This is a genomic window from Citrobacter sp. Cpo071 (assembly GCF_030332765.1).
In the GTDB taxonomy this organism is placed as follows: Bacteria; Pseudomonadota; Gammaproteobacteria; order Enterobacterales; family Enterobacteriaceae; genus Citrobacter; species Citrobacter portucalensis.
This window is the reverse complement of the sequence record NZ_JAOWHE010000075.1, coordinates 96,999-120,229: the sequence shown is the minus strand read 5'-3', so window position 1 is coordinate 120,229 and position 23,231 is coordinate 96,999. Positions and strand designations below refer to the sequence as shown.

Annotated in this window: 21 protein-coding genes and 3 pseudogenes; 18 read left to right on the top strand and 6 right to left on the bottom strand. The window is 45.2% G+C overall.

All coding sequences use genetic code 11. The annotated features are described in order from the left end of the window. Nucleotides 1–47: 47 nt before the first annotated feature. From OGY09_RS07880 to OGY09_RS07845, 8 genes are all read left to right on the top strand, one after another. Nucleotides 48–2,567, top strand: coding sequence for a fimbria/pilus outer membrane usher protein (locus tag OGY09_RS07880; RefSeq protein WP_502873205.1), 2,520 nt, complete (start codon nt 48–50; stop codon nt 2,565–2,567). 102 nt (nt 2,568–2,669) lie between these two features. Further along, nucleotides 2,670–3,401, top strand: a complete 732-nt coding sequence (locus OGY09_RS07875; protein WP_286590169.1) for a fimbrial biogenesis chaperone — start codon at nt 2,670–2,672, stop codon at nt 3,399–3,401. A 28-nt stretch (nt 3,402–3,429) separates the two neighbouring features. Continuing rightward, complete coding sequence (locus OGY09_RS07870) at nt 3,430–3,984, top strand: pilus-assembly fibrillin subunit (RefSeq protein WP_187260295.1); 555 nt, start codon at nt 3,430–3,432, stop codon at nt 3,982–3,984. Nucleotides 3,985–4,010: 26 nt separating this feature from the next. Next, nucleotides 4,011–4,565, top strand: a complete 555-nt coding sequence (locus OGY09_RS07865) for a fimbrial protein (protein WP_286590168.1) — start codon at nt 4,011–4,013, stop codon at nt 4,563–4,565. Next, nucleotides 4,558–5,787: an FKBP-type peptidyl-prolyl cis-trans isomerase gene (locus OGY09_RS07860; protein ID WP_286590167.1), complete on the top strand. Its 1,230-nt coding sequence runs from the start codon at nt 4,558–4,560 to the stop codon at nt 5,785–5,787. The genes OGY09_RS07865 and OGY09_RS07860 overlap by 8 nt, the downstream gene beginning before the upstream one ends. A 34-nt stretch (nt 5,788–5,821) precedes the next feature. Next, nucleotides 5,822–6,373 carry a fimbrial protein gene (locus OGY09_RS07855; RefSeq protein WP_286590166.1) on the top strand — a complete coding sequence of 184 codons (552 nt, stop codon included), beginning with the start codon at nt 5,822–5,824 and terminating at the stop codon, nt 6,371–6,373. Between the two features lie 44 nt (nt 6,374–6,417). Continuing rightward, on the top strand, nt 6,418–6,813 hold the full coding sequence (locus tag OGY09_RS07850) for a YuaE family lipoprotein (RefSeq protein ID WP_286590165.1): 396 nt from the start codon (nt 6,418–6,420) through the stop codon (nt 6,811–6,813). Between the two features lie 210 nt (nt 6,814–7,023). Continuing rightward, the gene (locus OGY09_RS07845) at nt 7,024–7,911 is read left to right on the top strand and encodes a hypothetical protein (protein ID WP_286590164.1); all 888 of its coding nucleotides are present in this window, start codon (nt 7,024–7,026) and stop codon (nt 7,909–7,911) included. Nucleotides 7,912–8,242: 331 nt separating this feature from the next. Here the strand turns inward: OGY09_RS07845 and OGY09_RS25270 are convergent, their stop codons facing one another. Further along, nucleotides 8,243–8,452, bottom strand: a complete 210-nt coding sequence (locus tag OGY09_RS25270; RefSeq protein ID WP_353622466.1) for a LuxR C-terminal-related transcriptional regulator — start codon at nt 8,450–8,452, stop codon at nt 8,243–8,245. A gap of 896 nt (nt 8,453–9,348) precedes the next feature. Between OGY09_RS25270 and OGY09_RS07840 the strand changes: the two are divergent. The 4 genes and pseudogenes from OGY09_RS07840 to OGY09_RS07825 form a co-directional block, all read left to right on the top strand. Next, a pseudogene (locus tag OGY09_RS07840) lies at nt 9,349–9,581 on the top strand (TolC family protein); the annotation flags it as partial. A 95-nt stretch (nt 9,582–9,676) separates the two neighbouring features. After that, nucleotides 9,677–9,976 carry a hypothetical protein gene (locus tag OGY09_RS07835; protein WP_286590163.1) on the top strand — a complete coding sequence of 100 codons (300 nt, stop codon included), beginning with the start codon at nt 9,677–9,679 and terminating at the stop codon, nt 9,974–9,976. A 174-nt stretch (nt 9,977–10,150) separates the two neighbouring features. Next, a pseudogene (locus OGY09_RS07830) lies at nt 10,151–10,746 on the top strand (ISNCY family transposase); the annotation flags it as partial. 225 nt (nt 10,747–10,971) lie between these two features. Next, the gene (locus OGY09_RS07825) at nt 10,972–11,241 is read left to right on the top strand and encodes a PapB/FocB family fimbrial expression transcriptional regulator (protein WP_502873204.1); all 270 of its coding nucleotides are present in this window, start codon (nt 10,972–10,974) and stop codon (nt 11,239–11,241) included. 216 nt (nt 11,242–11,457) lie between these two features. Here the strand turns inward: OGY09_RS07825 and OGY09_RS07820 are convergent, their stop codons facing one another. Both OGY09_RS07820 and OGY09_RS07815 read right to left on the bottom strand, forming a co-directional pair. Further along, complete coding sequence (locus OGY09_RS07820) at nt 11,458–11,724, bottom strand: hypothetical protein (protein WP_286590161.1); 267 nt, start codon at nt 11,722–11,724, stop codon at nt 11,458–11,460. Nucleotides 11,725–12,889: 1,165 nt separating this feature from the next. Beyond that, on the bottom strand, nt 12,890–13,741 hold the full coding sequence (locus tag OGY09_RS07815; RefSeq protein WP_286590159.1) for a helix-turn-helix domain-containing protein: 852 nt from the start codon (nt 13,739–13,741) through the stop codon (nt 12,890–12,892). Between the two features lie 927 nt (nt 13,742–14,668). Here OGY09_RS07815 and OGY09_RS07810 point away from each other — a divergent pair. Continuing rightward, a complete protein-coding gene (locus tag OGY09_RS07810) occupies nt 14,669–15,409 on the top strand; it encodes a tyrosine-type recombinase/integrase (protein ID WP_286590157.1) in 741 nt (246 codons plus the stop codon). 321 nt (nt 15,410–15,730) lie between these two features. Here OGY09_RS07810 and OGY09_RS07805 read toward each other — a convergent pair whose 3' ends face one another. Then, a complete protein-coding gene (locus OGY09_RS07805) occupies nt 15,731–16,480 on the bottom strand; it encodes a RepB family plasmid replication initiator protein (protein ID WP_502873203.1) in 750 nt (249 codons plus the stop codon). Between OGY09_RS07805 and OGY09_RS25415 the strand changes: the two genes are divergently transcribed. From OGY09_RS25415 to OGY09_RS07790, 4 genes and pseudogenes are all read left to right on the top strand, one after another. Next, entirely contained in the window at nt 16,464–16,772 is a 309-nt protein-coding gene (locus tag OGY09_RS25415; RefSeq protein WP_502873202.1) for a hypothetical protein, read from the top strand. The genes OGY09_RS07805 and OGY09_RS25415 overlap by 17 nt on opposite strands. Before the next feature lie 801 nt (nt 16,773–17,573). Next, nucleotides 17,574–17,843, top strand: a complete 270-nt coding sequence (locus tag OGY09_RS07800; RefSeq protein WP_286590154.1) for a type II toxin-antitoxin system TacA family antitoxin — start codon at nt 17,574–17,576, stop codon at nt 17,841–17,843. Nucleotides 17,844–17,846: 3 nt separating this feature from the next. Beyond that, on the top strand, nt 17,847–18,377 hold the full coding sequence (locus OGY09_RS07795) for a GNAT family N-acetyltransferase (RefSeq protein ID WP_286590291.1): 531 nt from the start codon (nt 17,847–17,849) through the stop codon (nt 18,375–18,377). 613 nt (nt 18,378–18,990) lie between these two features. Further along, nucleotides 18,991–19,359: pseudogene (locus tag OGY09_RS07790) on the top strand (hypothetical protein); the annotation flags it as partial. 169 nt (nt 19,360–19,528) lie between these two features. On the opposite strand, the gene OGY09_RS07785 reads toward OGY09_RS07790, so the two are convergent. Further along, on the bottom strand, nt 19,529–19,945 hold the full coding sequence (locus OGY09_RS07785; RefSeq protein WP_286590287.1) for a type II toxin-antitoxin system VapC family toxin: 417 nt from the start codon (nt 19,943–19,945) through the stop codon (nt 19,529–19,531). Next, entirely contained in the window at nt 19,942–20,172 is a 231-nt protein-coding gene (gene vapB, locus OGY09_RS07780; protein WP_286590286.1) for a type II toxin-antitoxin system VapB family antitoxin, read from the bottom strand. The genes OGY09_RS07785 and vapB overlap by 4 nt, the downstream gene beginning before the upstream one ends. Nucleotides 20,173–20,427: 255 nt before the next feature. Between vapB and ppl the strand changes: the two genes are divergently transcribed. Beyond that, the gene (gene ppl, locus OGY09_RS07775; protein ID WP_353622465.1) at nt 20,428–23,109 is read left to right on the top strand and encodes an anti-phage protein Ppl; all 2,682 of its coding nucleotides are present in this window, start codon (nt 20,428–20,430) and stop codon (nt 23,107–23,109) included. Nucleotides 23,110–23,231 lie beyond the last annotated feature (122 nt).

Genomic DNA, 23,231 nt, shown 5'->3' with positions numbered 1-23,231 from the left:
AAACAGATTCTTCAGGGCACAGTGAAAAATATCACTGTGTGTGAATAATGATGATAAATAAAAAAAATTTCTTTAATAAGAGTCGATTGGCAATATCTGTATTTTTAATTATATCCGGAAGTCAGGCCCAGGCTGTGGATTTTAATACTGACGTACTGGATGCTGCCGACAAAAACAATATAGACATATCCCGTTTTTCGCAAGTTGGCTATATTATGCCTGGCCAGTATCAGATGATGGTGATGGTGAATGACCAGACAATTTCACCTTCTGCATTTTCTGTATCCATACTGGAACCATCCGGCATCGCAATACCGGAAGGAAATAAACCGTTGCCTCGTGCCTGCCTGACCAAAGAAATGGTCGATAAGATGGGGCTGACAACTGCTTCCAGGGAAAAAGTATCGTTCAGTACAAGTGATCACTGCGCCAATTTAAGTGCCTTGCCAGGAGTGGAAATTCGGGCAAACCCGGCAGAAGGTGTTTTATATATAAATGTACCTCAGGCATGGCTGGAATATTCTGATACATCGTGGCTTCCCCCCTCACGCTGGGATAACGGTATCCCAGGGCTGTTATTTGATTACAACATTAATGGTAGCGTGAATAAGCCTCACGCAGGGAAACAGTCACAGTATATCAGCTATAACGGGACTACCGGCGCAAATATTGGAGACTGGCGTTTTCGGGCTGATTACCAGGGAAACATTGAGCACACCACAGGGACAGGTTCAGGAACAGACAGACAGTTCGACTGGAGTCGTTTCTATTTGTACCGGGCTATTCCACGCTGGCAGTCAAATCTGAAACTGGGTGAAAACTACATCAATTCAGAAATCTTCAGCACATGGCGTTATACCGGAGCAAGCCTGGAAAGTGATGACAGAATGCTGCCGCCGAAGCTGCGCGGTTATGCACCACAAGTATCAGGAATTGCGGATACCAACGCCCGTGTAGTGATTTCACAACAGGGACGTATTATTTACGACTCAACCGTTCCGGCAGGACCATTTACTATTCAAGATTTGGACAGTTCCGTTCGCGGACGTCTGGATGTTGAAATTATTGAACAAAACGGACAAAAGAAAACCTTTCAGGTCGACACCGCTTATGTCCCGTATCTGACTCGTCCAGGGCAGATTCGCTACAAACTGGTCAGCGGTCGGTCGCGAACCTGGGAACACAAAACAGAGGGGCCGGTTTTTGCCGGTGGTGAAATGTCCTGGGGTATCAGCAACCGCTGGTCTCTGTACGGCGGCGGTATTTTTGCCGGGGATTATAAAGCATTTGCCGTAGGGTTGGGGCGTGATTTGATGAAGTTAGGGACACTGTCTGCTGACGTCACGCAGTCGGCAGCCCAGTTTAATAACAAAGGCGACCGACAGGGAAAGTCCTGGCGTTTGAGTTATTCCAAACGTTTCGATGAAGCTGATGCGGATATTACTTTTGCTGGATACCGTTTTTCAGAACGCAATTACATGACGATGCAACAGTATCTGGATGCACGTTACAGGAATGATTTCACCGGGCGTGAGAAGGAACTGTACACGATTTCTATAAATAAACATTTTGAAGACTGGCAAACTTCGGTTGGCCTTCAGTACCAGCACCTGACTTACTGGGATCGTGGAGAGTCAGATTATTACACTTTGTCCATTAACCGCTATTTCGATGCCTTTGGCCTGCATAACATTTCTGCTGGTCTGACGGCGTCTCGTTCGAAATATCAGGAAAAGGATAATGACTCGTTATTTTTGCTCTTCTCCATACCGCTGGATTCGGGAACGCTTAGCTACAGTGGCAGCATGAGTAATGATCGGTATACACAGATGGCCGGATACAGTGACACATTCAATAACGGACTGGACAGCTACAACGTGAATGCAGGTGTAAACCATGGTGGCAGCGAGCGTAGTCAGGGGCAGATGAGTGGGTATTACAGTCATAGCAGCCCGGTAGCAAACCTGTCAGCCAACTTCTCGTCGCTGCAGAATGGTTACACCTCATATGGCATCACTGCGTCAGGTGGGGCGACTGTGACCGCCGAAGGCGCTGCACTGCATGCAGGAGGACTGAATGGGGGGACCCGGTTACAGGTTGATACTGACGGTATAAGTGGCGTACCTGTCGATGGTGGGCGGGTTCTGACAAATGACTGGGGAATAGGCGTGGTGACAGATGTCAGCAGTTACTACCGTAATACTACAAAGGTTGACCTGAATAATTTACCCGATGATATGGAAGCGACCCGTTCTGTAGTTGAGTCAGTTCTGACTGAAGGGGCAATTGGATATCGGAAATTCGAAGTACTGAAAGGTGCCCGTCTGTTTGCTGTTCTGCGTCTGGCTGATGGCAGCTATCCTCCATTCGGTTCCTCTGTGACAAACCGGAAAGGGCGGGAGTTGGGGATGGTGGGTGACAGTGGACTGACGTGGCTCAGTGGAGTGACTGAAGGTGAATCCCTCAATGTGAACTGGGATAGTCGGGCAAAATGTATGGTGGGTATTCCTCAAAAACTGGATACGACTAAGCAACTGTTACTTCCCTGCCGTCAGATGACGCGTTAAGCAGAAATTCTCTCTCAGAACGAAATGTTGGAAAAGCTGACATTAGAGCGAGTGAACTCCCTGGAAAAGGGAGGCAGACAAACAATTTCAGGAGCAAGAAACATGGTGACACTGAAACCAGTCATGAGAAAAACACTAATAGCAGTTGCAAGCTTAAGTGCAGTTCCGGTAGCACAGGCTGCTATATCTCTTGACCGGACCCGGGCGATTTTTGACGGTGCCGATAAGTCGATGATGCTGAATATAGTCAACGATAATAAACAACTACCCTACCTAGCACAGGCATGGCTGGAAAATGCCGCACAGGAAAAGATTACTGTGGGTCCACTGGTTGTAACACCACCGGTACAACGACTGGAACCAGGATCACAAAGTATGGTGCGGGTGGCATCAACGCCCGATATCAACAAGCTACCACAGGACCGGGAGTCACTTTTTTACTTCAACCTGCGAGAAATTCCACCCAAAAGTGACAAGGTCAACGTACTGCAAATTGCTTTGCAGACAAAAATTAAATTGTTTTATCGTCCCGCCAGTATTCAGGCAAAACCAAACTCATTATGGCAGGAGAAATTGGTACTGAATAAAACATCCGGCGGCTGGCGGATTGAAAATCCGACACCATATTACGTGACAGTAATAGGTCTGGGAGGAACGGAGAAAGAAGCAAAGGAGGGTAAGTTTGATGCGGTGATGCTTGAGCCAAAGTCAGAACAGACGGTAAAAGCCAGCAGTTATGGTACCCCCTGGCTGAGCTATATCAATGATTATGGTGGGCGTCCAGCTCTGCAGTTTCAGTGTTCAGGCAGTCGCTGTACGGCGATTAAGAAATAACACACCAGGGCCGCGTGAGGAATGAAGAATGAAGAAAGTGACAATAGCACTTAGTCTGATGGCTTTGGTACTCAGTGTGGCGATGAACAACGTACTGCATGCCGGAGATGTATCAGAACAGGATAAGTTTTATCTGGCAGACGAGCATCTCGGGCATACGGGGAAACTGAGTGTGCGTGGCGCACTGCTGTCATCTCCCTGCACGCTGACAACAAATGAGCTGAAAATGCCTTTTAAGAATGAAAGCCAGGGGAGAACAGCTCGTTATCACTTACAGATAATGCTGACCGGATGTGGTGATGGTGAGGATGTAACTTCCGTATTTAGTCCCGCAGGTCGCTCTTCTGTAATGGTTGTATACAGCGCGTTGCTGAGTGGTGTGGAAGGCGGAGTACTTCACCCCAACCAGAGGATGCTGGGAGCAGGAAGGGCTACGTTGCATGGGGGCTCTTCGGCGATAACCTGGTATCTGACAGAGAGTCAGCAGATGGCACTGCAACGGGCAACCAGCGGGCAGGTCAGAGCGCCTTTTAACAATATGAAATCCGGTTCGCTTCTTAGGTTACGGATGGATTATGAATAGGGGCAACAAGGAATAATACACAACTGATGAAATATATTTATGCAGTATTTTTAATTGCAATAGCATTGATGATCATTTCCTGCCAGGCTCGGGCAGTAAGGGTAGATTTCGATGGTGAACTAATTGACAAGTCCTGTCAGTTGGCACCGGAAAGCCTTCAGCAGGATGTGGAATTTCAGAAGTTCTCAGCCAGTTACTTCTGGACAGCGCCAGCCCGCAGTCCGGTGGAAAAGTTCACTATCCGTCTGACGGAATGCAACACATCCTCAGTCTGGAAAGTGGTCAAAATTAAATTTAACGGTACACCAGAAAATAATATGACTGGCAAGTCAAACTATTATATCAGTGTTAAGGGTGATAATGCTGGAAAACTGGCGATAGGCCTGCAGGACTCAGATGGAAAAACAGCTCTGAAACTGGGAGAGGCTCAGAACAACGGACAGGGAACACAGATAGATGGCAGGGATATCCTGTTGACGTTTGGTGCATTTGTTCAGGCAACGCCGGATGCTATTACGAACAAAAGTGTGCAACCAGGGACGTATACCTCTGCCGCTAATTTTGAGCTGACCTATGAATAAGCCGGAACATGTATTTTTAAAAATATTGCACAGTGCTTCTCTGTTATTTCTCCTGGGGCTGATCATGGCCATTCTTCTGCTGTTCAGTTGCAGGTCAGCCATAGCTGCTGAAAATGCTTCCCAGTTACCAGGAGTGCTTGAGTACGCACGTAAATATGGAGAGGAAAAGCAGAAAGCTGATGTGCAACACGAAGGAGGAAAAAATTTCAAACATCCTCCACAGACAATAAAAAAAAGAAATGTCATACCTACAGCAGAGAGCGAATTAAGACGTAAATTGCGTCAACAGGAAGTGATACTGGATCAAATCCGTCAGGAAAATCATCAGTTACGCCTGAAGTTTAAAGAAAGTTCTGACGTCGATACCAGTCATGAGCAACAGAAAAAAAATCTATTGAAAAAACAGGTTGTTACTCTCAGTTCTGAACTGAAAAAGTTACGGGAAAATATTAAGTCCGGGCAGGAGGAGCAAGCCCGGCTGGAAACTTTGCTGGCTGGAATGCCACTTGTTAAACCAGATGAACTGAAGAGTCCGGAGGCCAGACAGGACTATGCGGCAGGTATTATGACAGGTCGCGATCTACTCATTATGCAGGAGGGGCAAGAACTACTGGGACTGAAGACTGATAACCGTCTGCTGTTAGCAGGGTTGCGCGATGCCCTGAATAAACAGATACAGATAAATCCAGCAATTCTCGAGGAAGCACTGGCGGCAGCTGAATCCCGAACTCGTATGGCTCGGGAGAAAATTATACTCACTCAGAAGGCTGCCGGGGAAAAATATCTTGCGAAGTTTCGAAAAGAGAAAGGTATTCACAAGGATGAAAGTGGCTTCTGGTACCGGATGAATTATGTCGGTGACGGAGAAGTCATCAGAGGAGATAACTCTCGTGTTGAAGTCGTGGTCACGGAAAAACTGACAGACGGTAGTGTGGTGGAAGATATGGATGCCTCAGGCCGCAGCCTGGTTATGAAACTGGGTGATTATCCTCCTCTGTTCCGTCGTGCACTTGAGAGGATGAAGAACCATGCAACAATGACTCTGGTTGCCCCTTCTGAACTGGCTTACGGCGATGAAGGTTATCCTCCCAAAGTTCCTCCGGGAGCAACAATGGTCTATACCCTTCGCGTTGAAAGTGTGACTTTGCAAGAAAAGACTGATTCCGTACAAGTAGCTTCTGAAAAAAAGTCAGAAAACAATTCGGCGGGCGCAAAAAAATGAATGCGGTAGAAATGGAAATAAATATAGGAGGGGTATGAACATCCTGTTTAGAGTTGTCGGCCTGATTGTGCTTGTCTGCGGGGACGCTGGTAGCGTTTATGCTGATGAAGTAACCGTAAGTATAGAAGGGAATATATATATTCCACCCTGTAAAATAAATGACGATGCTGTAGTTAATGTGTCGTTCGACAAAATATCTCTTCAGAAAGTGGATGGTGTGCAATCTGCAGTGATTAGAACCCTGAATTTGACTTGCACATCTTATCAGGGGACACCTTATATCGTGGTCTCGGGCAATGCAATGGGCAACGTAGCGGATAATAACGTGCTGGATACCACAGGTGAAAATGCGGGACGCCTCGGAATTGCGCTGTACCAGGGAAGTGGAGTGGACACTTCGTTCCCACTAAAAATTGGCGTGGGTGGCTATAAAGGTGTATTCGGTTATCCTGTCGCCAGGGGATTGACGGGAAATGGTGCCAGTGGTCAGTTTACCTTCACCGCAGTACCATGGAAAGGAAATAATACAGTTTTGCAGGCCAAAAAATTCTCGGCCACGATGACGATGAGTATAAGTTATCTCTGAGAGGTCAGAGATGATAACTAACGCCTGATGGTGGGGAATAAATAATGGTAAAAGCTAAGTTATTGCTGGTAGTTATGATTGTGATGATAGTTTCAGGATGTTCTTTCAGAGATAAAAAAACAATAATAACTGACAATAATAAACTGTCGATTGAAACCAGCGTGGCGTCTGACACTATGGATGATGCCGTCCGAATGGAGCGTTGTCGACGCGAACTGGAAGCATTGAAGAAAATTAACGGTACAGTATATGCAACGCGACAGCAGGAATTTGATGCTTTGATGTCCGGGGCTGGTATTTATACAGGTGTGAGAGAGGATGTATCCAGTTACACCCAACAGGCTATTGACGCATATTATCGTTATCATGCGGATAAACTATGCGCAAATATCTCAATAGATGTATTGAGTAACCTATCCAGAAATAAGAACCTGAGGTAAAAAATAACTCAGCATAACACATTAGGTGTGCAGTAACTCCCGGCCAGGTTTAACTGTTTTTTTGATATGATGTCATTTTGCATCCGTATTTTTTGAAGGGAAAGCCCACACCATAAATGGTTGCTTAAAATATTTAATAAAATCTTTGAGGGTATCATGATTAAACCTTGTTTTTTTTTCATATTGTTCATCTCTTTTAAAGGAGATGCCATGCAATGTTTATTGGATGGAGTAGAGACCAGGAAAAAAAAGGAAGATATAGGTAACATAAACATTGAAACTATTGATGGGTTTTATAAAGGAAGTGTTAATGGTAATATTGGCTCTGTAGGTTCTATAAAATGTGAAAAACCGAAGCCACAAACACATGGAAGAAATATAAGAATCGAATCAGTGAAAAGCCATGGTAATATATGCTTTACCGGTCGTTCCAGTGTTAGAAAGGGTAGTGGAACTGTAGAAACAAGGGACTGGAACAGCAATATAAGTAAAGAGCATACTGTCTTTAAGACAGAAAGAGGAGAATTAACTTATAGGCACACTGGTACTAATTACACATTAACAGCATGTGATCCTGCTAAAAAAATCATCCAAGGGTCATATGAGTTTGATGTAATGTTATTTTCATGGCAAAGGGTAGGTGGAGTAAAAGGGTATATCAATTACAGGTTAAAAGTAAACGTTAAAGACAAAGAAAATAAAGCAGTCTGTAATATATCAAATAAAGGAAACGCAAGAATGTTATATGGGGAACTATCAGCGGGAACAGGAGAGCATCAGAAGCATTATGATGCTCAAATATCATGCAACATGATTACTTCCTTTTCGTATAAATTACGAGGTGCGACACCTCAGATAAACACACTCCCATCTGTAATAAATAATGATACATATCTTGGAGTTGGGTTGGGGGTCATTAATGGTACCTTATGGGTATCTACGGTAAATAATTCACCGCTGAAGCTTTCTGGACGATTAAACTCAGCAGATACTGGTTACCTCCGGATTAACTCGAAAGTCAATACGGCACCTCGCAATATTAAAGATACCGGAGGGGGATTTGCGGGCAGTGCTATTCTCGAAATTACTGCTGATTAAGATGAACTAAAATAAGTACTTGCGAAATTTTGTTATGGCTATAGTATATGTCCCCCTCTCCTTTTTATACCCCCTGAACCGGGAGAGGGAGCACATATTACCTATGGAATTTATTTATCCTTATTAATTTCATTGAGTTTAAGGTTGAGATGCTCTTCAAGCGTGTTGTATATTTGTTTCAGGTTTTCACCAAGTTGTCTGGGATGATTTATCCCATATGGTTTTATAGAGTAAATAGTCCTTAAAAGCAGCATGCTCTCCTTAAATAAAAATAGAACCTTGTCTTCTGGTGACATATTTTTACCCTAAAACTTTAGACGAACATTCATTATCAGCTATCACGTATCCGATTATTAACCAACTTCCAAAAAAAATAAAGTTCATGCTTTGTCCTTAAATTATATCGGGTCATGACATAACGTTTGTGAGAATAAATGGTTGACTTACTGATCATTAACTCATTCGATATGTCATTAACTGATTGCCCATTAAAAAATCTGGATAAGATATTTAGTTGTTGTGGGGAGAAATAGTTTCTCATACAAGAATCACAATTATTTCTTTGGTAAGAGCTAGTTTGTGAAGTTAAACAATTCACTACTAAGTTATAAAAATGCAATACGGCTATATCATTCGATATCAGCATGATAGTATTCAAGCATGATGGCAATGCTCTTATATTTAAATTTTCAGACTTATCTGTCATGCAAATAACTTTGGGATTATACTGTTTATTTTGACACAAAAAGGATGCTACTTTATTGAGTAGCACGAAAGAACAAATTATCAGAGAGGCTTTTGCAAAGTTTTCAGGATTAACTGAATCCAAAAACCTTACACCGCTTAACCTTCCTTTGAATAAGGAGTAAATTCCTGTGCGATTGTAGAGGTTATCGTCAAAGACAATTATGTATTTCATTTAACACTCTTACCATTTATGATTGTCATATCATTTCAATATATATATATAACCCCCTCATATGCAAATGAATAAATCAAACCGACACGCGATGTAATTGATAAAAAAGAAATACAAGGTAAACTGAAGAAACAACAAAAAAATAAAAACATTCAAGTGCGAATCTATAGGCTACGCCTTGTAATTATCTGAAACAATGTGTTTTACATGATGTTTTGTAAAAACAAAAAATTAAAAGAAAAATCCGTTTTAATGAAATTTCAGTAATTTTATAGTCTTTCTTTCCACATGATTTAAGTAGCGGAGGTTAAATAATCTGTTTTATTTTAAGACTTTTTCTTAATATCCACTTCGCCCTTAAGGATATTGACTCCAGCTGCGTCTATGCTCTGATCCAACATCGAACAACCACGCCCTCAATACAAAAAACTGGCTGTGCTTTTTAATTCACTTTTGCCAGAGAGAATACTTTGGCCTCGCCATAAAAAATGGCACCTTATTCTGTTAGGCATCCAACTATCTCAGAAGTGACACGCCGTCAGCAGTACCGCAGTTACTCCAGTTTGGTAACGTTCATCCAGCCATTGTTCGCTATGCGCAATATAAAGGGAGTATCGCCCAGAAGATGATGTCGGATGAACGCTATCGCGGCAAGCTGCTTGACCTCGCAGTTCGGGTGATTAGCACCTATATCGATGTTGCCTATTCTAAAGACCAAATCACTCTGACAGAGTCGCAAAAAACGACGTACATAATGTATTTTTTTGGGAGTAAACCACGATATGTGGCGATAAAGAGCTGAGGAAAAATAAACGCTAACATACTTATGTTGCTACCGATGCGATAATGCAGGGCTTTCTACATAATGAGGCCCAAAGTGTGCATGCAATATATACACGTAAGATAGCGCAAAAAGTAGAGAAAGAGTTTATCAAGAAGGTTAAAACCGATCCAGTCAAAAAAACATCAAAAAGACAATGGGCTTTTGGTAATTTAACATATGCAGTGTCATCTATTTTCGCCTCAATTTTTGTGATTGTTTTATGTGTTGGTGGTACATCACTATTTTCAGGGAAAGAAAAACGTGACACGTTGTTCGAAGCGGGAACAGAAGAAGCCAAGAATATGATGAAAGGTGAGTTGTAGATAAATACAATGATATAATGGAAAAGAAAAATATTAATCCAACTCAAAATAGTGAATCTAAACTTGAAGAAAAGTAAAACGTACACGAAGAGCTTAAATTATGACGTATTGAACTATCAATGCATGGATGCTATACGGGAAGTAAAGGACCTTCGTAGGAAATTTAACATAAGCAAGCTGCGGCCGCCGCGTGTACATCAGCCGCGTCCGCGTCGGGCCAGCACCGGAGAACTCATCCAGATTGATGGCTGTGAGCATCACTGGTTCCAGGATCGTGGTCCGGCGTGCACACTGCTCGTTTACGTTGATGATGCAACGAGCCGGCTGATGCAGTTTCTGTTCGTCAGTTCTGAGTCCACTTTCACCTATTTTGAAGCCACCCGGGGCTATCTGGAGCGTTACGGTAAGCCTCTGGCGTTCTACAGCGACAAGGCCAGCGTCTTCAGGATCAACAACAAGCAGGCCACTGGCGGAAATGGCCAGACTCAGTTCGGCCGTGCCATGAACGAGCTTAACATCACCGGTATCTGTGGCAATACCAGTTCAGCCAAGGGCCGTGTTGAGCGGCTCACCTGACGTTGCAGGACCGCCTCGTCAAGGAGCTGCGGCTCCGTGGTATCAGTACACCTGAGGTCGCAAACGCCTTTGCCGAAGAGTTCATGGCTGACTACAACCGCCGGTTTGCGAAGCCGCCACGCCACGATTTCGATGTTCACCGTCCGCTTGATAATAATGAAAATCTGGCGGCAACATTCACCTTGCGTGAACAATTATATAACATAGAATTATGGATTATTTTTCGCAAAATGAAACATTTTTTTTAGAAAGTGTAATAGAATATCATTAATGAAAAATTTCCACGTTCATTTTGGAATTTAATTTCAATATTTAAATGTTGTCCTTACGCACCTTGTAAAGGAAAGGGATATTGTAATGTTTATGTAATTTTATTTAATGCTAATTCATATTCGATATATACATAAGAAGGAACTTTAGTGTACAGTGAAAAATCGACTCATTACACCGGTGGATTATTTTGCCAGGGCAAAGTTAATAAAGAAATGTTTTTTGTTTTAATTGACATTTCATCAATCAGAAGTGAAAAGGTAATTAATGCATTAACTGATTTTTTTGTTTATGGATGCTCAAGAAACACGGTTTGTGAAAAATACAATGTAAATCAGGGTTATCTTTCCATCAAAATCAAGGAGTTACAACTATTGTGGCGAAAAATTAAGGATATAATTCCATATTATCTGAGTTAATATCATATGGAGGAATACTCAAAATAAGATTACCTCCATATATTACTAACATCTTATAATGGGGGAGCCAAACGTCAAGAAGTTAGTTTTTATAACCTATTAGGCCAAGGATATGCAGTACATTCAGGCTGTCTGTTAAAACTTACACAGGGTACTAATCGAAAAGTCATCATCTGGTATTAGATATATCATTATATAAATAACATAGAGTGATCTTCAGAAAACAACGCTGAACCTGGCATGGATATTACCCTCCAGTGATGCGCCTTGATGTGGAGGAATTTGTCCCCGTGCCTGACCTTCAGGCACCTGCAGAGGATACTCTCTACGGGGATTAATTTTTCCTGCAGAAAGATAACCTACTGAATACCTTTCTTCTTTGTCACTTTCCTGAAGGATGGTATTCCCTCCTTTACCTGTAGATCCAGGTAAAAATAAACTTCCCAGTATAATGCAGACCGACACTACTGCAGAAACAAGCATAGAGATTATCATGTTTACGACGTTTTTTTTCCACATTATTATTTATCTCAGCCTTACATCTAACACAACGATTAAAATCATATATAATATGTTCCCGTAAATCATCATAATAAAAAAGACACTATGAATCACTCTGAAATTTTATCGAAATATTATGTAATGGTTTGTTAAGACTGTCAGAATAAACACACCAAGGTGATTTCCTCAACAAATAGAGAAAAGTCATTGTTAAACTAACTGCATTAATAATACAAATAATTAACAAAAAACCATGATTTGAACCAAGATAAACTTGGTGTTTTTTTTTGCAAATGGGTATTAACTAAGTCTTCACTGGTGGCTATAGAATTATTTATTCTATTTGTAAGCATATGATGAAAGCACTTAAAACACATAAAAATCAGAATAATGTAAACTCCATCTTAACTTGTAAGGAGTAAAGTACTTCAGCCCATGTTCTCTGGATTGGGAAAATAATTCGGAATGATTCAAAACCTCTGTCAACCTTGAGGCAATGAGTAACATCCTCAGGATAAGTAACATCTGACTGATACTGGAGGACGGTCATTCTTCTCTTTCTGTAGAAATCAGTAAGTTCATCTCCACTTTATGAGATAGAGATTATCCTTGTCTGGGTGGTAACTGTGCGCCTTCATCGGACACCATGGTACAGACCTGCGAGGTTAGATTTGACAGAACATAGACGGAGAAGGCAGACGCCGGAAGAGCCGAGAACAGGTACTATTTTTACTGTAAAACTGCGACCAGTATTACTTGACCACTACATCAGCCAGGTTAAAGAAAAAATATACACGTAGTCTGTCAAGTTCATGCCTGTACGTTGCTGGCCCCCTGTTCTTCAGAGCAGGGGGCCACAAACATATATTTTAAATGCTGTTAACTAAGCCAAAAGGCCTTACCTCAAAGTTCATGGTTAGGAGATTGAATCGCTTCTTTAGAGAGCGCTTGACCATGAACAATAGCACGCATTATACGAATGAGGACGCAGATCTGCGTGAGTTTACGTGTGAAAATGACCGTGTAGTGCCATTTTTAACCTGAAACCCATTTTTCTAGCGCACTGAACCATAAATCCTGTTTGCAGCCATCGTTTTTTCGCCATCCCATGAAGCCTTTCAATCACATACTTAATAAAACATAATTTTTATAATAATTGTATTTTAGTCATTACCACAGGAATATAGACAGTAAAATCATAACCATTAATGCTAATATTTCTCTTAAAAGTTGTTATGTATTGTCTATCTTCAAAAATGATATTATTCTCAGCCATTAATTTTATATGATAAAACCGTGTATAATATACATAATCATTCCAGCTACCTGAAAACTCATAATAAATATAATCACCGCCAGGTACCATTACTGATTCTTTTTGTGCTGCATCTGACAGTATCCCAACTGTTAATATTGCAACTATATTTTTGTTTCTGCTGTCAAATAATGTTGCACACTTATCCGTGCGACATGTCATGTATACCTCATTTATCCCTGCTGATAAAATTTCCTCCACAGTTGAAAAGCAAGTGTTAAGAACCTCTATGCTGTTTTGCAAATGTTCTTTTATCTTTTTCGTTTCACCCTTTATGTACATGTCGGGCAGGGAGCAATATTTTATCGGAGGCTCATATTTCCCTTTTTTTATCAGAGAGCATTGTAAGGTAGAACAGTCCCAGATTTTATCATAACGATAGCGCGTAGGTGTCTTTCCTGTATATTTTGTAAATGCCCGGGAAAAGTTTTGAGTACTGCTGTAATGAAATAACTCTGCTATCTCAGTTACCGAGATAGATGTATATCTCAATAAAACTGAAATTCGAGTCATTCTTCGACTATACAGGTAGTTACCTAAAGATATTCCATTTTCACGCTTAAACCAGGTCTCTATTGTTTTTCGACAAAAACCGGTTTCACTGACCAGGTCAGTGATCTTTCTCTCAGATTCTATATTGTCCTCGATCCATGAAAGAATATAGTCATCGATTTTCTTTTTCATCTCTTACAGATTTTCCTTAGTTTAATTGATATTGCCAACGATAATGTTTCACTTATCGTAAAATTCCTGGTTGACTATTATAGGGAATGCATCTGGACTTAATGCTAAAAATATCTTATTTTGTTATGACTATTAATATAATAGGATGAAAAATTTATATTTTACATACGGCTATGATGGGTGCTTTTTGCTTTGGCTGGACAGAAATAGCTGATTTTAATATTCTTCACAAACCTGCTTTTTAGTTCAGCATAGGATATTGCTTTCCCGCCAGAGCAGTGGGGGAACTTTTTTACTTAACTTTACATCCATCTTACTCTTCTGAGGTGCAAATCAGATGACTGGTGTCGGCTACCGGCATAGATTACTTTCATAGTGTCTGTTTTTGCTTATCATATGAATATATTGACTCGTCCGGTAACCCTTTCTTGTCATTAAAATACGGGGGTTTTAGACCATAGCAAACGCAATTCCCTTGCATTACGGATGAATTGTTCGAGCCTGTATATTATGGCTGTTATTATCAACCGGTACTCCTCCGCAAATTATATATTAAGTCAGTACCGCGATGCGGGCAGTCACACAGTAGCGTGAAAACTGACGGGGTTACAGGGGTGTACCACGTCAGAATTCACATAGCGCATCCTCATCTTCCCTGCTCTAATTTTTCTTCGATCCTGTTTGTCCTGGCATTACCCCAATTCTCCCAAAAACCGTAAAAGCGCCTGCAGGCCCCGTCGTGACTGGCTTCACCGTGGATCTGAACGGAAAAAGGATCCTTTACGCATTTGGTTTTACCCGCAATAATGCGGGATAAGACAATAAAAGGATCTGCGCGCTGCGATTTATTGTCATGGCAGGATCGGCCGGCCAGGTGCAAAATACCTGTATCCATAAACAGTGCGTGCGCTACGTGAAAAATAACTGATGAACAACGTCATTCCCCTGCAGAATTCACCAGAACGCGTTTCGTTGTTGCCGATCGCCCCGGGCGTTGATTTTGCGACCGCCGTGGCATTACGACGCATGGCCACCTCCACCGGTGCCACCCCGGCCTATCTTCTGGCCCCGGAAGTGAGCGCCCTCCTCTGGTATATGCCCGACCAGCGACATCACATGCTGTTCGCCACGATGTGGAACACCGGCATCCGTATCGGAGAAGCCAGAACGCTGACGCCGGAGTCGTTTGATCTCGACGGCTTAAGGCCGTTTGTGCGGGTGCTGTCTGAAAAAGTCCGCGCGCGACGTGGCCGCCCGCCAAAAGATGAGGTCCGTCTGGTCCCGCTGACAGATATAAGCTATGTCAGGCAGCTGGAGAGCTGGATGGTCACCACCCGTCCCCGCCGGCGTGAACCACTGTGGGCCGTCACCGACGAAACCATGCGGAACTGGCTGAAGCAGGCCGTGAAGCGGGCCGAAGCTGATGGAGTACATTTTTCGATTCCGGTGACGCCCCATACTTTCCGGCACAGCTATATCATGCACATGCTTTATCACCGCCAGCCCAGGAAGGTTATTCAGGCGCTGGCCGGTCACAAGGATCCGCGCTCGATGGAGGTGTATACGCGAGTGTTTGCGCTGGACATGGCGGCCACACTGGCCGTGCCGTTCACCGGTGACGGGCATGACGCCGCGCAGATCCTCCGGACACTCCCCCCTCTGAAGTGACAATGTCACTCACCACAGTTTATATAAGCTGTGGTGAGTAAATCCTCCCTGAGATATGCTGTAGTTAGTGAAATAAACTGTAGCAGGCAACATAAGCTATAGTGAGCAGATTACGATCTATAGGGGCACGGCGGATTCGCTGGGCTCCGGCAGTAACAGGCATGCCATTCTTAAGGGGTTGTGGATCAGGAAGGATGGGTTTCCGGTATGGGCTGGGCTCATCACTGCTTATATAAGCTGTAGTGAGCAGAACACTAATCAAAGACAGTAATATAAGCTGTAGTAAGTAAACCGGGATAGATTACTCACTACAGCTTATGTTCAGCGGGATTTGAAGAGTTTTTCCAGGTCATCAAGGGTGATGCCCAGTTTCTCGAGGAGTTTCAGTTTTTCGGCCATCTCCGGACTGACATCCCCCTGTGCGGCAGGCAGCTGTGGGTTCTCCGCACTCTCATCATGAGGTGGCTTTAACTTGGGCCGGCGGTAGTGAATGCAGAAGAGTTTGGAGCGTCCCCGCTGGATCTCAGTGTAATCCAGATAGCCAATCTCCCGGAGCTGCTCCATGGCACGCCTCACCGTCTGGTTCTGAGAGAACACCGGGGATTTCAGGTTAAGACGGGCCCGAAGACGCGCCAGTGATATCGGCGCCGGATCCCGCGGCAGACTCTCTATAAAGGTATACAGGGCCTGAGCGGACTCCCGGCGCTTCAGGGCATTGATGGCCTTGAGCTGCAGCAGCACTTTCCGGTCAAACTGATACAGTTCAAACAGACGTGGATCGGCCTGCAGCTGGACGATATCCTTTTCCGTATCATAGTAAGCCGACTGCACCAGATGTGTGATGTACTCTTTGGTGTGCTTTTCAGTTGTGCGGGAAAATGAGATCACGGTACCCGCGATACGTTTGAGTGAGGGGCTTATACGTTCACGAAGCTTGCGTGATGACTGACTGGAGGGGATCCCGCAGAGTTTGGCGAACTCGACAAACGGCAGCTCAACTTTATCGCCGATGACTTTATGCCGGGCAAAGGAATGGATCACCCCTACCCAGGTCTTGAAGTCATTATCCATATCCAGCCTGGGGCCGGTGATCTCAACCTTATCAAACCCTTCGGCTCTGGCGAGAGACAGACGCGTCAGTTCTTCCGTCGCATCAGTCCGCGACAGCGTGTTCTTTTTACTGTTTTTCAGTGATTTGAGCGTGGGAACAAACACCCCCAGCCGCATCAGGGCCACAGGCTGTACGGTATTGCTGGCATTGGGCGTGAGGTTAACCACTTCACCGGAGGATTTATCCACCTCTTCAAACAGCTTTTTTATGTCCAGATTGTCCTTGTCCAGAGCGCCTCCGATCGGTGGATAGTTTAAGAATAAAAGCGGCCACTGTTCTTATGTTATGGCCTGTAAAGCGCCAGACAACTGGCTTCAGTTTATGCACAGCCCTGATAAACTTTCAGGGGATATACTCACTGTAGTTTATATCAAAGGCTCATTACAGCATATCCTTTGCATAATACAGCTTATTACATACCAGTTACAGCTTATGATTAACATGCTACAGCTTATGTGATCAGGCTCCAGGCTCAGTATTGACGCGGCTTTCAGAGGTGTCGGGATCTTCTTTGGATCTTACAGGGATCGCTTTAAGGATCTTATGACTGGATCGAATGACTGTATATGTGGATAACCTGCTGACCGACAAGGTCATTCAGACAGTTCTTTAATGATCCCTTTTCATACCGGCAACAGCGCGTACCTGCTCCTGCCAGCATCTGTGTTATTGCGCTTCCTCGCCGGTTCGCGGGCATAAGCCCGGTCACCGGACTGCGGCGAGCACTGATCTATTCATTTCTCAATACAGAGTATGTCAAAACTGCATTTCTCTCAGAGTCATGATACGGAAGTTACATAGTACAGTTTGATTCTGGTTTCTTCTAATCAGAAACCGCAACGGTAATCTGAGCCTGACAGATCAACATCGGGGATCTTTTATCTGTACCTTTATGTGCTGTACCCGGATCCACAGCCAACTAGTGGTTGAAACCTGCATACCATAACTCTATTATATTTGTACGGCATACCTCCGTACACACTAATACTTAAGTCCTGAACTCAACAAAACGATCCGCTCTTTCAGATTAAAGAGTGGCCTGGGAGAAAAACCATGTCAGCACTGAAAAAGCAGCGCATTGACCTGAGATTAAATGAAGACGACAAACACATGATCGAAGAAGCTGCAGCAATGACTAACCAGTCAATTTCGCAGTTCATGGTCAGTACCGCCTCAGCACGCGCTGCAGAAGTTATTGACCAGCACCGTCGTCTGCTCCTCAATGAGGAGTCCTGGAACCTGGTTATGGATGCAATCACTAATCTGCCAGCACCGAATGACCGACTGAAACGCGCCGCTAACCGTCTCCGGGAACTGGAGTAATAAATGGACGGTTTAAGGATTGAGATTTTTTCAGAGGAAGTTGAATATGATTTAAGCAACTTCGATTGTGGAGAAGAGTATCTGAATACTTTTCTCACCGATCATCTGAAACGTCAGCACAACAGTAAGATTTTACGTGGTTATCTGCTCGTGACGAGAGAGGATAAACCACGTGTCATGGGGTACTACACCCTGTCTGGCAGTTGCTTTGAGAAAACACTTCTACCCAGCAAAACACAACAAAAGCGTGTGCCCTATAAAAACGTGCCGAGCGTGACTTTGGGTCGTCTGGCAATTGATAAAAATCTTCATCGCCAGGGATATGGAGAAACACTTGTTACCCATGCTATGAGAGTTGTGTATCAGGCCTCGCAGGCTGTGGGTATACACGGAATGTTCGTGGAAGCACTGAACGACAACGCCAAAAAATTCTACCTTCGACTGGGTTTCATACAGTTAAAGGAAGAAAACTGTAACTTGCTCTTCTACCCGACAAAATCTATTGAAGAATTGTTCGAAGTAAAAGATGAATAAAACTGGTTTAGACTGATCCAGTAAAACCGTACCGCTTACATAAAGCAGCCTGGTCCTATTACAGTATTTTTGCCGAAATCAGGACTGGATATCGTCCCCGATGTCGCATAGATAACTTGTTGAAACGGCAAAGAGAAACTGATCCTGCGGATACTGCTCATAAATCGACAGCTTCATGCCATGATGGGCAACACTTCTGCAGCTATGCTAACCCGGTTTATCCTAGTCTCTTTTGCCGTAGCTGGAGATAATATGCATAGTGCCGACCCCGCAGGACTGGCTCAGGACTTTTCCGGCGATTTATTTCCCGCCCACACTACGTTAGTAGCCACTCTTCTGCGGTATCTAGCCCCGATTAGCCAGCCAGATAATTCAGCGCTGGGGTGGCTTCTTCACAAGAGAGCGGACTGTAGAATCCGAATCCATCCGTCATAAGGAGCCACTGTAGACATTCAGTCCAGTTCGCGCCGGTCAGTTTCTTCCTGACTCATCAATGGCCAACGGATAATACGGATGAACCGGCAAGCCTGGTCCGACGTAAACCCAAATCTGTCCAGCATCGCGGTCAGCAGCGGGCCGTCATCCTCTTCATAGCGTTCCGAGCGAAGGGCGCCAGGGGTACCCCAAAATGGCGCCTGAGAAAATTCAGCAGGCCCGGCGGGATATCCGGGAGTATGTGGACAGCTTTGATTACCCGCGACTTCAGGTTCTCGTCAGCAGCCCAGATGAAATAAAAAACCTGTACCGTCGCTGTCGTAACGGCTATGAAAAACTGCAGGTATTCCGTTTACTGGAACTGGATCAGGACCATCCGGTAATACGAAAATTCGTTAACGAAACGTACCACATTGAAAATGAGTTCATCTGTCAGCTGGATCCGTCTAGATTCGATCTCATCCCGGAGTACGTGATTATGGAATGTGACAAGATCATCGCCCTGCCACCGGCAGCAAACCAGAGCTCGGTTGCCCGTACCGCTTGATCCACTGTTTTTACCGCCATAATTTCGGAAGATAGGCTTTAGCTCCCTGATAGTCTGATCTTTGAAGATAAACTACAGTCCCGGACAGCTTACTGTAGATATCTGTTAAAACAGCCAGTATACGGGCTGTTTCCTAGTGTCCTTACCTCCTGACTTCGAAAAGCGTGTCTTACTTCACCCAGTCTTCCAGCACTAGGTCAGGCACCCGCTCAAACTCTCTCACATTGTTCGTCACCAGCACGGCACCGGCGGCGATGGCGTGCCCGGCGATCGCCGTGTCGTTCGGGCCGATCGGCGTGCCGGCCATGCGCAGCGCCACCTTTATCTCCGTGGTCGCATCCACCGCGGCGCGATCCCAGTCCAGGATGGCATCGAGGCGGGTGCAGAACGCGTCAACCAGCTGCACGTGTCGGGGCGAGGCCTTCGGACCGGTGGCACCGAAGCGCATCTCGGAGTAGGTAATGGCCGAAACCACAATGCGATGACCGCGCAGCACCGCCTGCTCCAGGCGCTTCAGCACGGCTTCCGGCTGCTCGCGCATGATGAACGAGCAGATGTTGGTGTCGAGCATATAGATCTTATTCACAGGTTAAATCGTCCTTCGTCTCTGACAATGTCCTCGCGCTCCGCCATAAAGTCCGGGTCAGCTTTTTCGAGCTGTGCGAACGAGCCCCAGGTTGGCCGGACGGGGCGCAGAATAATGCTGTCCCCTTCCCGGACGATCTCCAGCTCGCTCACTCCCTCAAAATCCAGATCGCGGGGCAGACGGATAGCGCGGTTATTGCCATTTTTAAATATCGATACGGTTCTCATGTTCTTTCTCTCCCGAGCAGATGGATATGTTCCACCTATGTGATTTCTCTCTTTTCCCGCGCAGATCCGGAAAAAGGTAAAGTCGGATCCTCGGCCAATACTGGTTCATAGCTATGAATTAAATGAGGGTGATTTATACCGGGACTTAAGTTGGTGGGACATAATAACCCTGGAATATATGAGTAAAAGTTTCATTCTCTGGGTAAAAAATCTCTTATAGTTGGGAGACTTCTAAAGCGCCATGGAAAAGGAACAATGATGGTAGGATCTCGCTGGTATAAATTTGATTTTCATAATCATACTCCGGCTTCACACGATTACAGAATGTTTGATATCACTCCAAGAGAATGGCTTCTTGCTTACATGCGACAGCAGATTGATTGTGTTGTCATTAGCGACCATAACAGTGGTGCCTGGATCGACATCCTGAAAGATGAGCTGGCTAAAATGTTTCAGGACGCAAGTACCGGCGAGCTGCCTGAATTCCGACCGCTGACACTTTTTCCTGGGGTGGAGCTGACTGCAACCGGCAATGTCCACATTTTGGCAGTTCTTCACACGCACAGCACCACTGCCGATGTGGAAAGGCTTCTGGCCCAGTGCAATAACAACTGCCCCATTCCACGTAATGCCCAAAATCACCAGCTGGTCCTCCAGCTGGGACCAGCCGGTATCATTAACAATATTCGCCGTAACCCTGAGGCGGTCTGTATTCTTGCCCATATAGATGCGGTTAAAGGCATTCTTCAAAGCCTGACCAATCAGGGTGAATTGACTGCCGCTTTTCAGGAAAAACCCCATGCGGTTGAGATCAGGAATCAGGTGGAAAATATTACCGATGGGACCCATCGGCGGCTTATTGATGGTTTGCCGTGGCTACGGGGCTCAGACGCGCACCATCCTGAACAGGCCGGTGCACGCACGTGCTGGTTAAAAATGTCGTCCCCTGATTTTGACGGGCTCCGTCATGCCCTACTTGATCCGGATAACTGTGTTCTTTTCGATCAGCTTCCCCCCGAGGAACCCGCTTCGCATTTACGTAGTCTGAAGCTCAGGACCCGTTACTGCCAGCCTGCAGATCAGGACGCAGCGTCGGTAGAATTCAGTCCTTTTTATAACGCCGTAATTGGCTCCAGGGGCAGCGGTAAGTCCACGCTCATCGAAAGTATTCGTCTTGCGATGCGCAAGACCTGGGGACTCACTGCGTCCCAGAACCGGAGTCTGAGCCAGTTCAGTGAGTCGGGGATGACAGAAGATTCCTTCATCGAATGTGTGTTTCATAAAGAGGGCACCGATTTCAGGCTCAGCTGGCGACCAGGTGGTAACCATGAATTACATATCTTCAGTGACGGCGAGTGGATACCTGATAGCTACTGGTCGGCCGACCGTTTCCCGCTCTCGATCTACAGTCAGAAAATGCTTTACGAGCTGGCTTCAGACACTGGTGCATTCCTGCGCGTCTGTGACGAGAGTCCGGTGGTCGATAAACGGGCCTGGAAAGAACGATGGAATGAGCTGGAACGGGAATATCTGAACGAACAAATCACCCTGCGTGGCCTCCGGGCCAGACAGGTGACAGCCGACTCGCTGCAGGGAGAATTATCTGATGCACTGCGTGCCATCAGCCAGCTGCAGTCAAGCGCCTACTATCCCGTCTGCAGCCTGCTGGCTCTGGCCAAAAGTGAGCTTTCTGCTGCAACCTACCCACTGGAGCTCTACGAGCAGCATATTGCAGCCATTCAGTCTCTGGCAGCAGAACCGCAGCAGATACCTGCCATTCCACCGGATCCGTCCGGGCCACTGACGGAATTCATGGCACGCCTGTCGTCTGTACAACAGCATTACGACCAGCGGCTTAATGCACTACTGGCAGAATGTGCTGCAGAGCTCATAGACATCAGGCAGGAACAGGCGTTCACAACTCTGGGAATTGCAGTCAGTAGACAGGAGACAGCAGTGGAAGCTGAAGCTGTTGCCCTCCGTGCTCAGGGACTAAATCCCGATGTCCTCAACGAACTGATGGCGCGTTGTGAAGCTCTGCAACATGAGCTGAGAAATTACGACGGCCTTGACGGAATGATTACCGCCTCGCAGGCGCGGTCTGAGCTGTTGCTGTCTGATATGCGTGCTCACCGTATGACTCTGACAAATAACCGGAAAGCATTTCTGTCTTCCCTGTCGCTTACCGATCTGGACATCAAGATCCTTCCCCTTTGCGCCCCACATGAAGAGATCGTGTCTGGTTATCAGATGGTGACTGGCATCAATAATTTTGCCGAACGTATCTACGATCACAGTGATGAGAGTGGCTTACTGCATGCCTTTGTCAGCCAGCGTCCGTTCAGCCCCCAGCCTGCGGCAACAGAGCAAAAATACAGGGCGCTGGACGAATTGAAAGCGCTGCACCAGGAAATCCGTCAGAATAACTCCGGGGCTGGAGCCTCGCTTCATGGTACTTTCCGGAATCGCCTAAGAGGTCTGAATGACCAGCAGGTGGATGCACTGCAATGCTGGTATCCCGATGATGGCATTCACATCCGGTATCGGGCACCCGGAGGACAAATGGAGGATATTTCGTCTGCTTCTCCGGGACAGAAAGGGGCGAGCATGCTGCAGTTCCTTTTATCTTATGGCACTGATCCACTCCTGCTGGACCAACCTGAGGATGACTTGGACTGTTTGATGCTGAGCATGAGCGTAATACCCGCGATTATGTCTAACAAGAAGCGCCGGCAGCTTATTATTGTTTCGCATTCTGCCCCTATCGTGGTTAACGGAGATGCAGAATACGTTATCAGTATGCAGCACGATCGTACCGGCCTGTATCCGGGACTTTGCGGCGCGCTTCAGGAAGCCCCGATGAAGGCTCTGATATGCAGACAAATGGAGGGAGGCGAAAAAGCGTTTCGTTCGCGATATGAGCGTATTCTGAGCTGAAGAACTGGAAACGCAAGCTGCTGAACGAGCTGTAGTAAGCAGGTGTTCCTTTTCATATAGAAAAAACTTAATGCGCATAATCACCTAAATATTATAAAAAAAGGCCGCATTGCGGCCTTTTC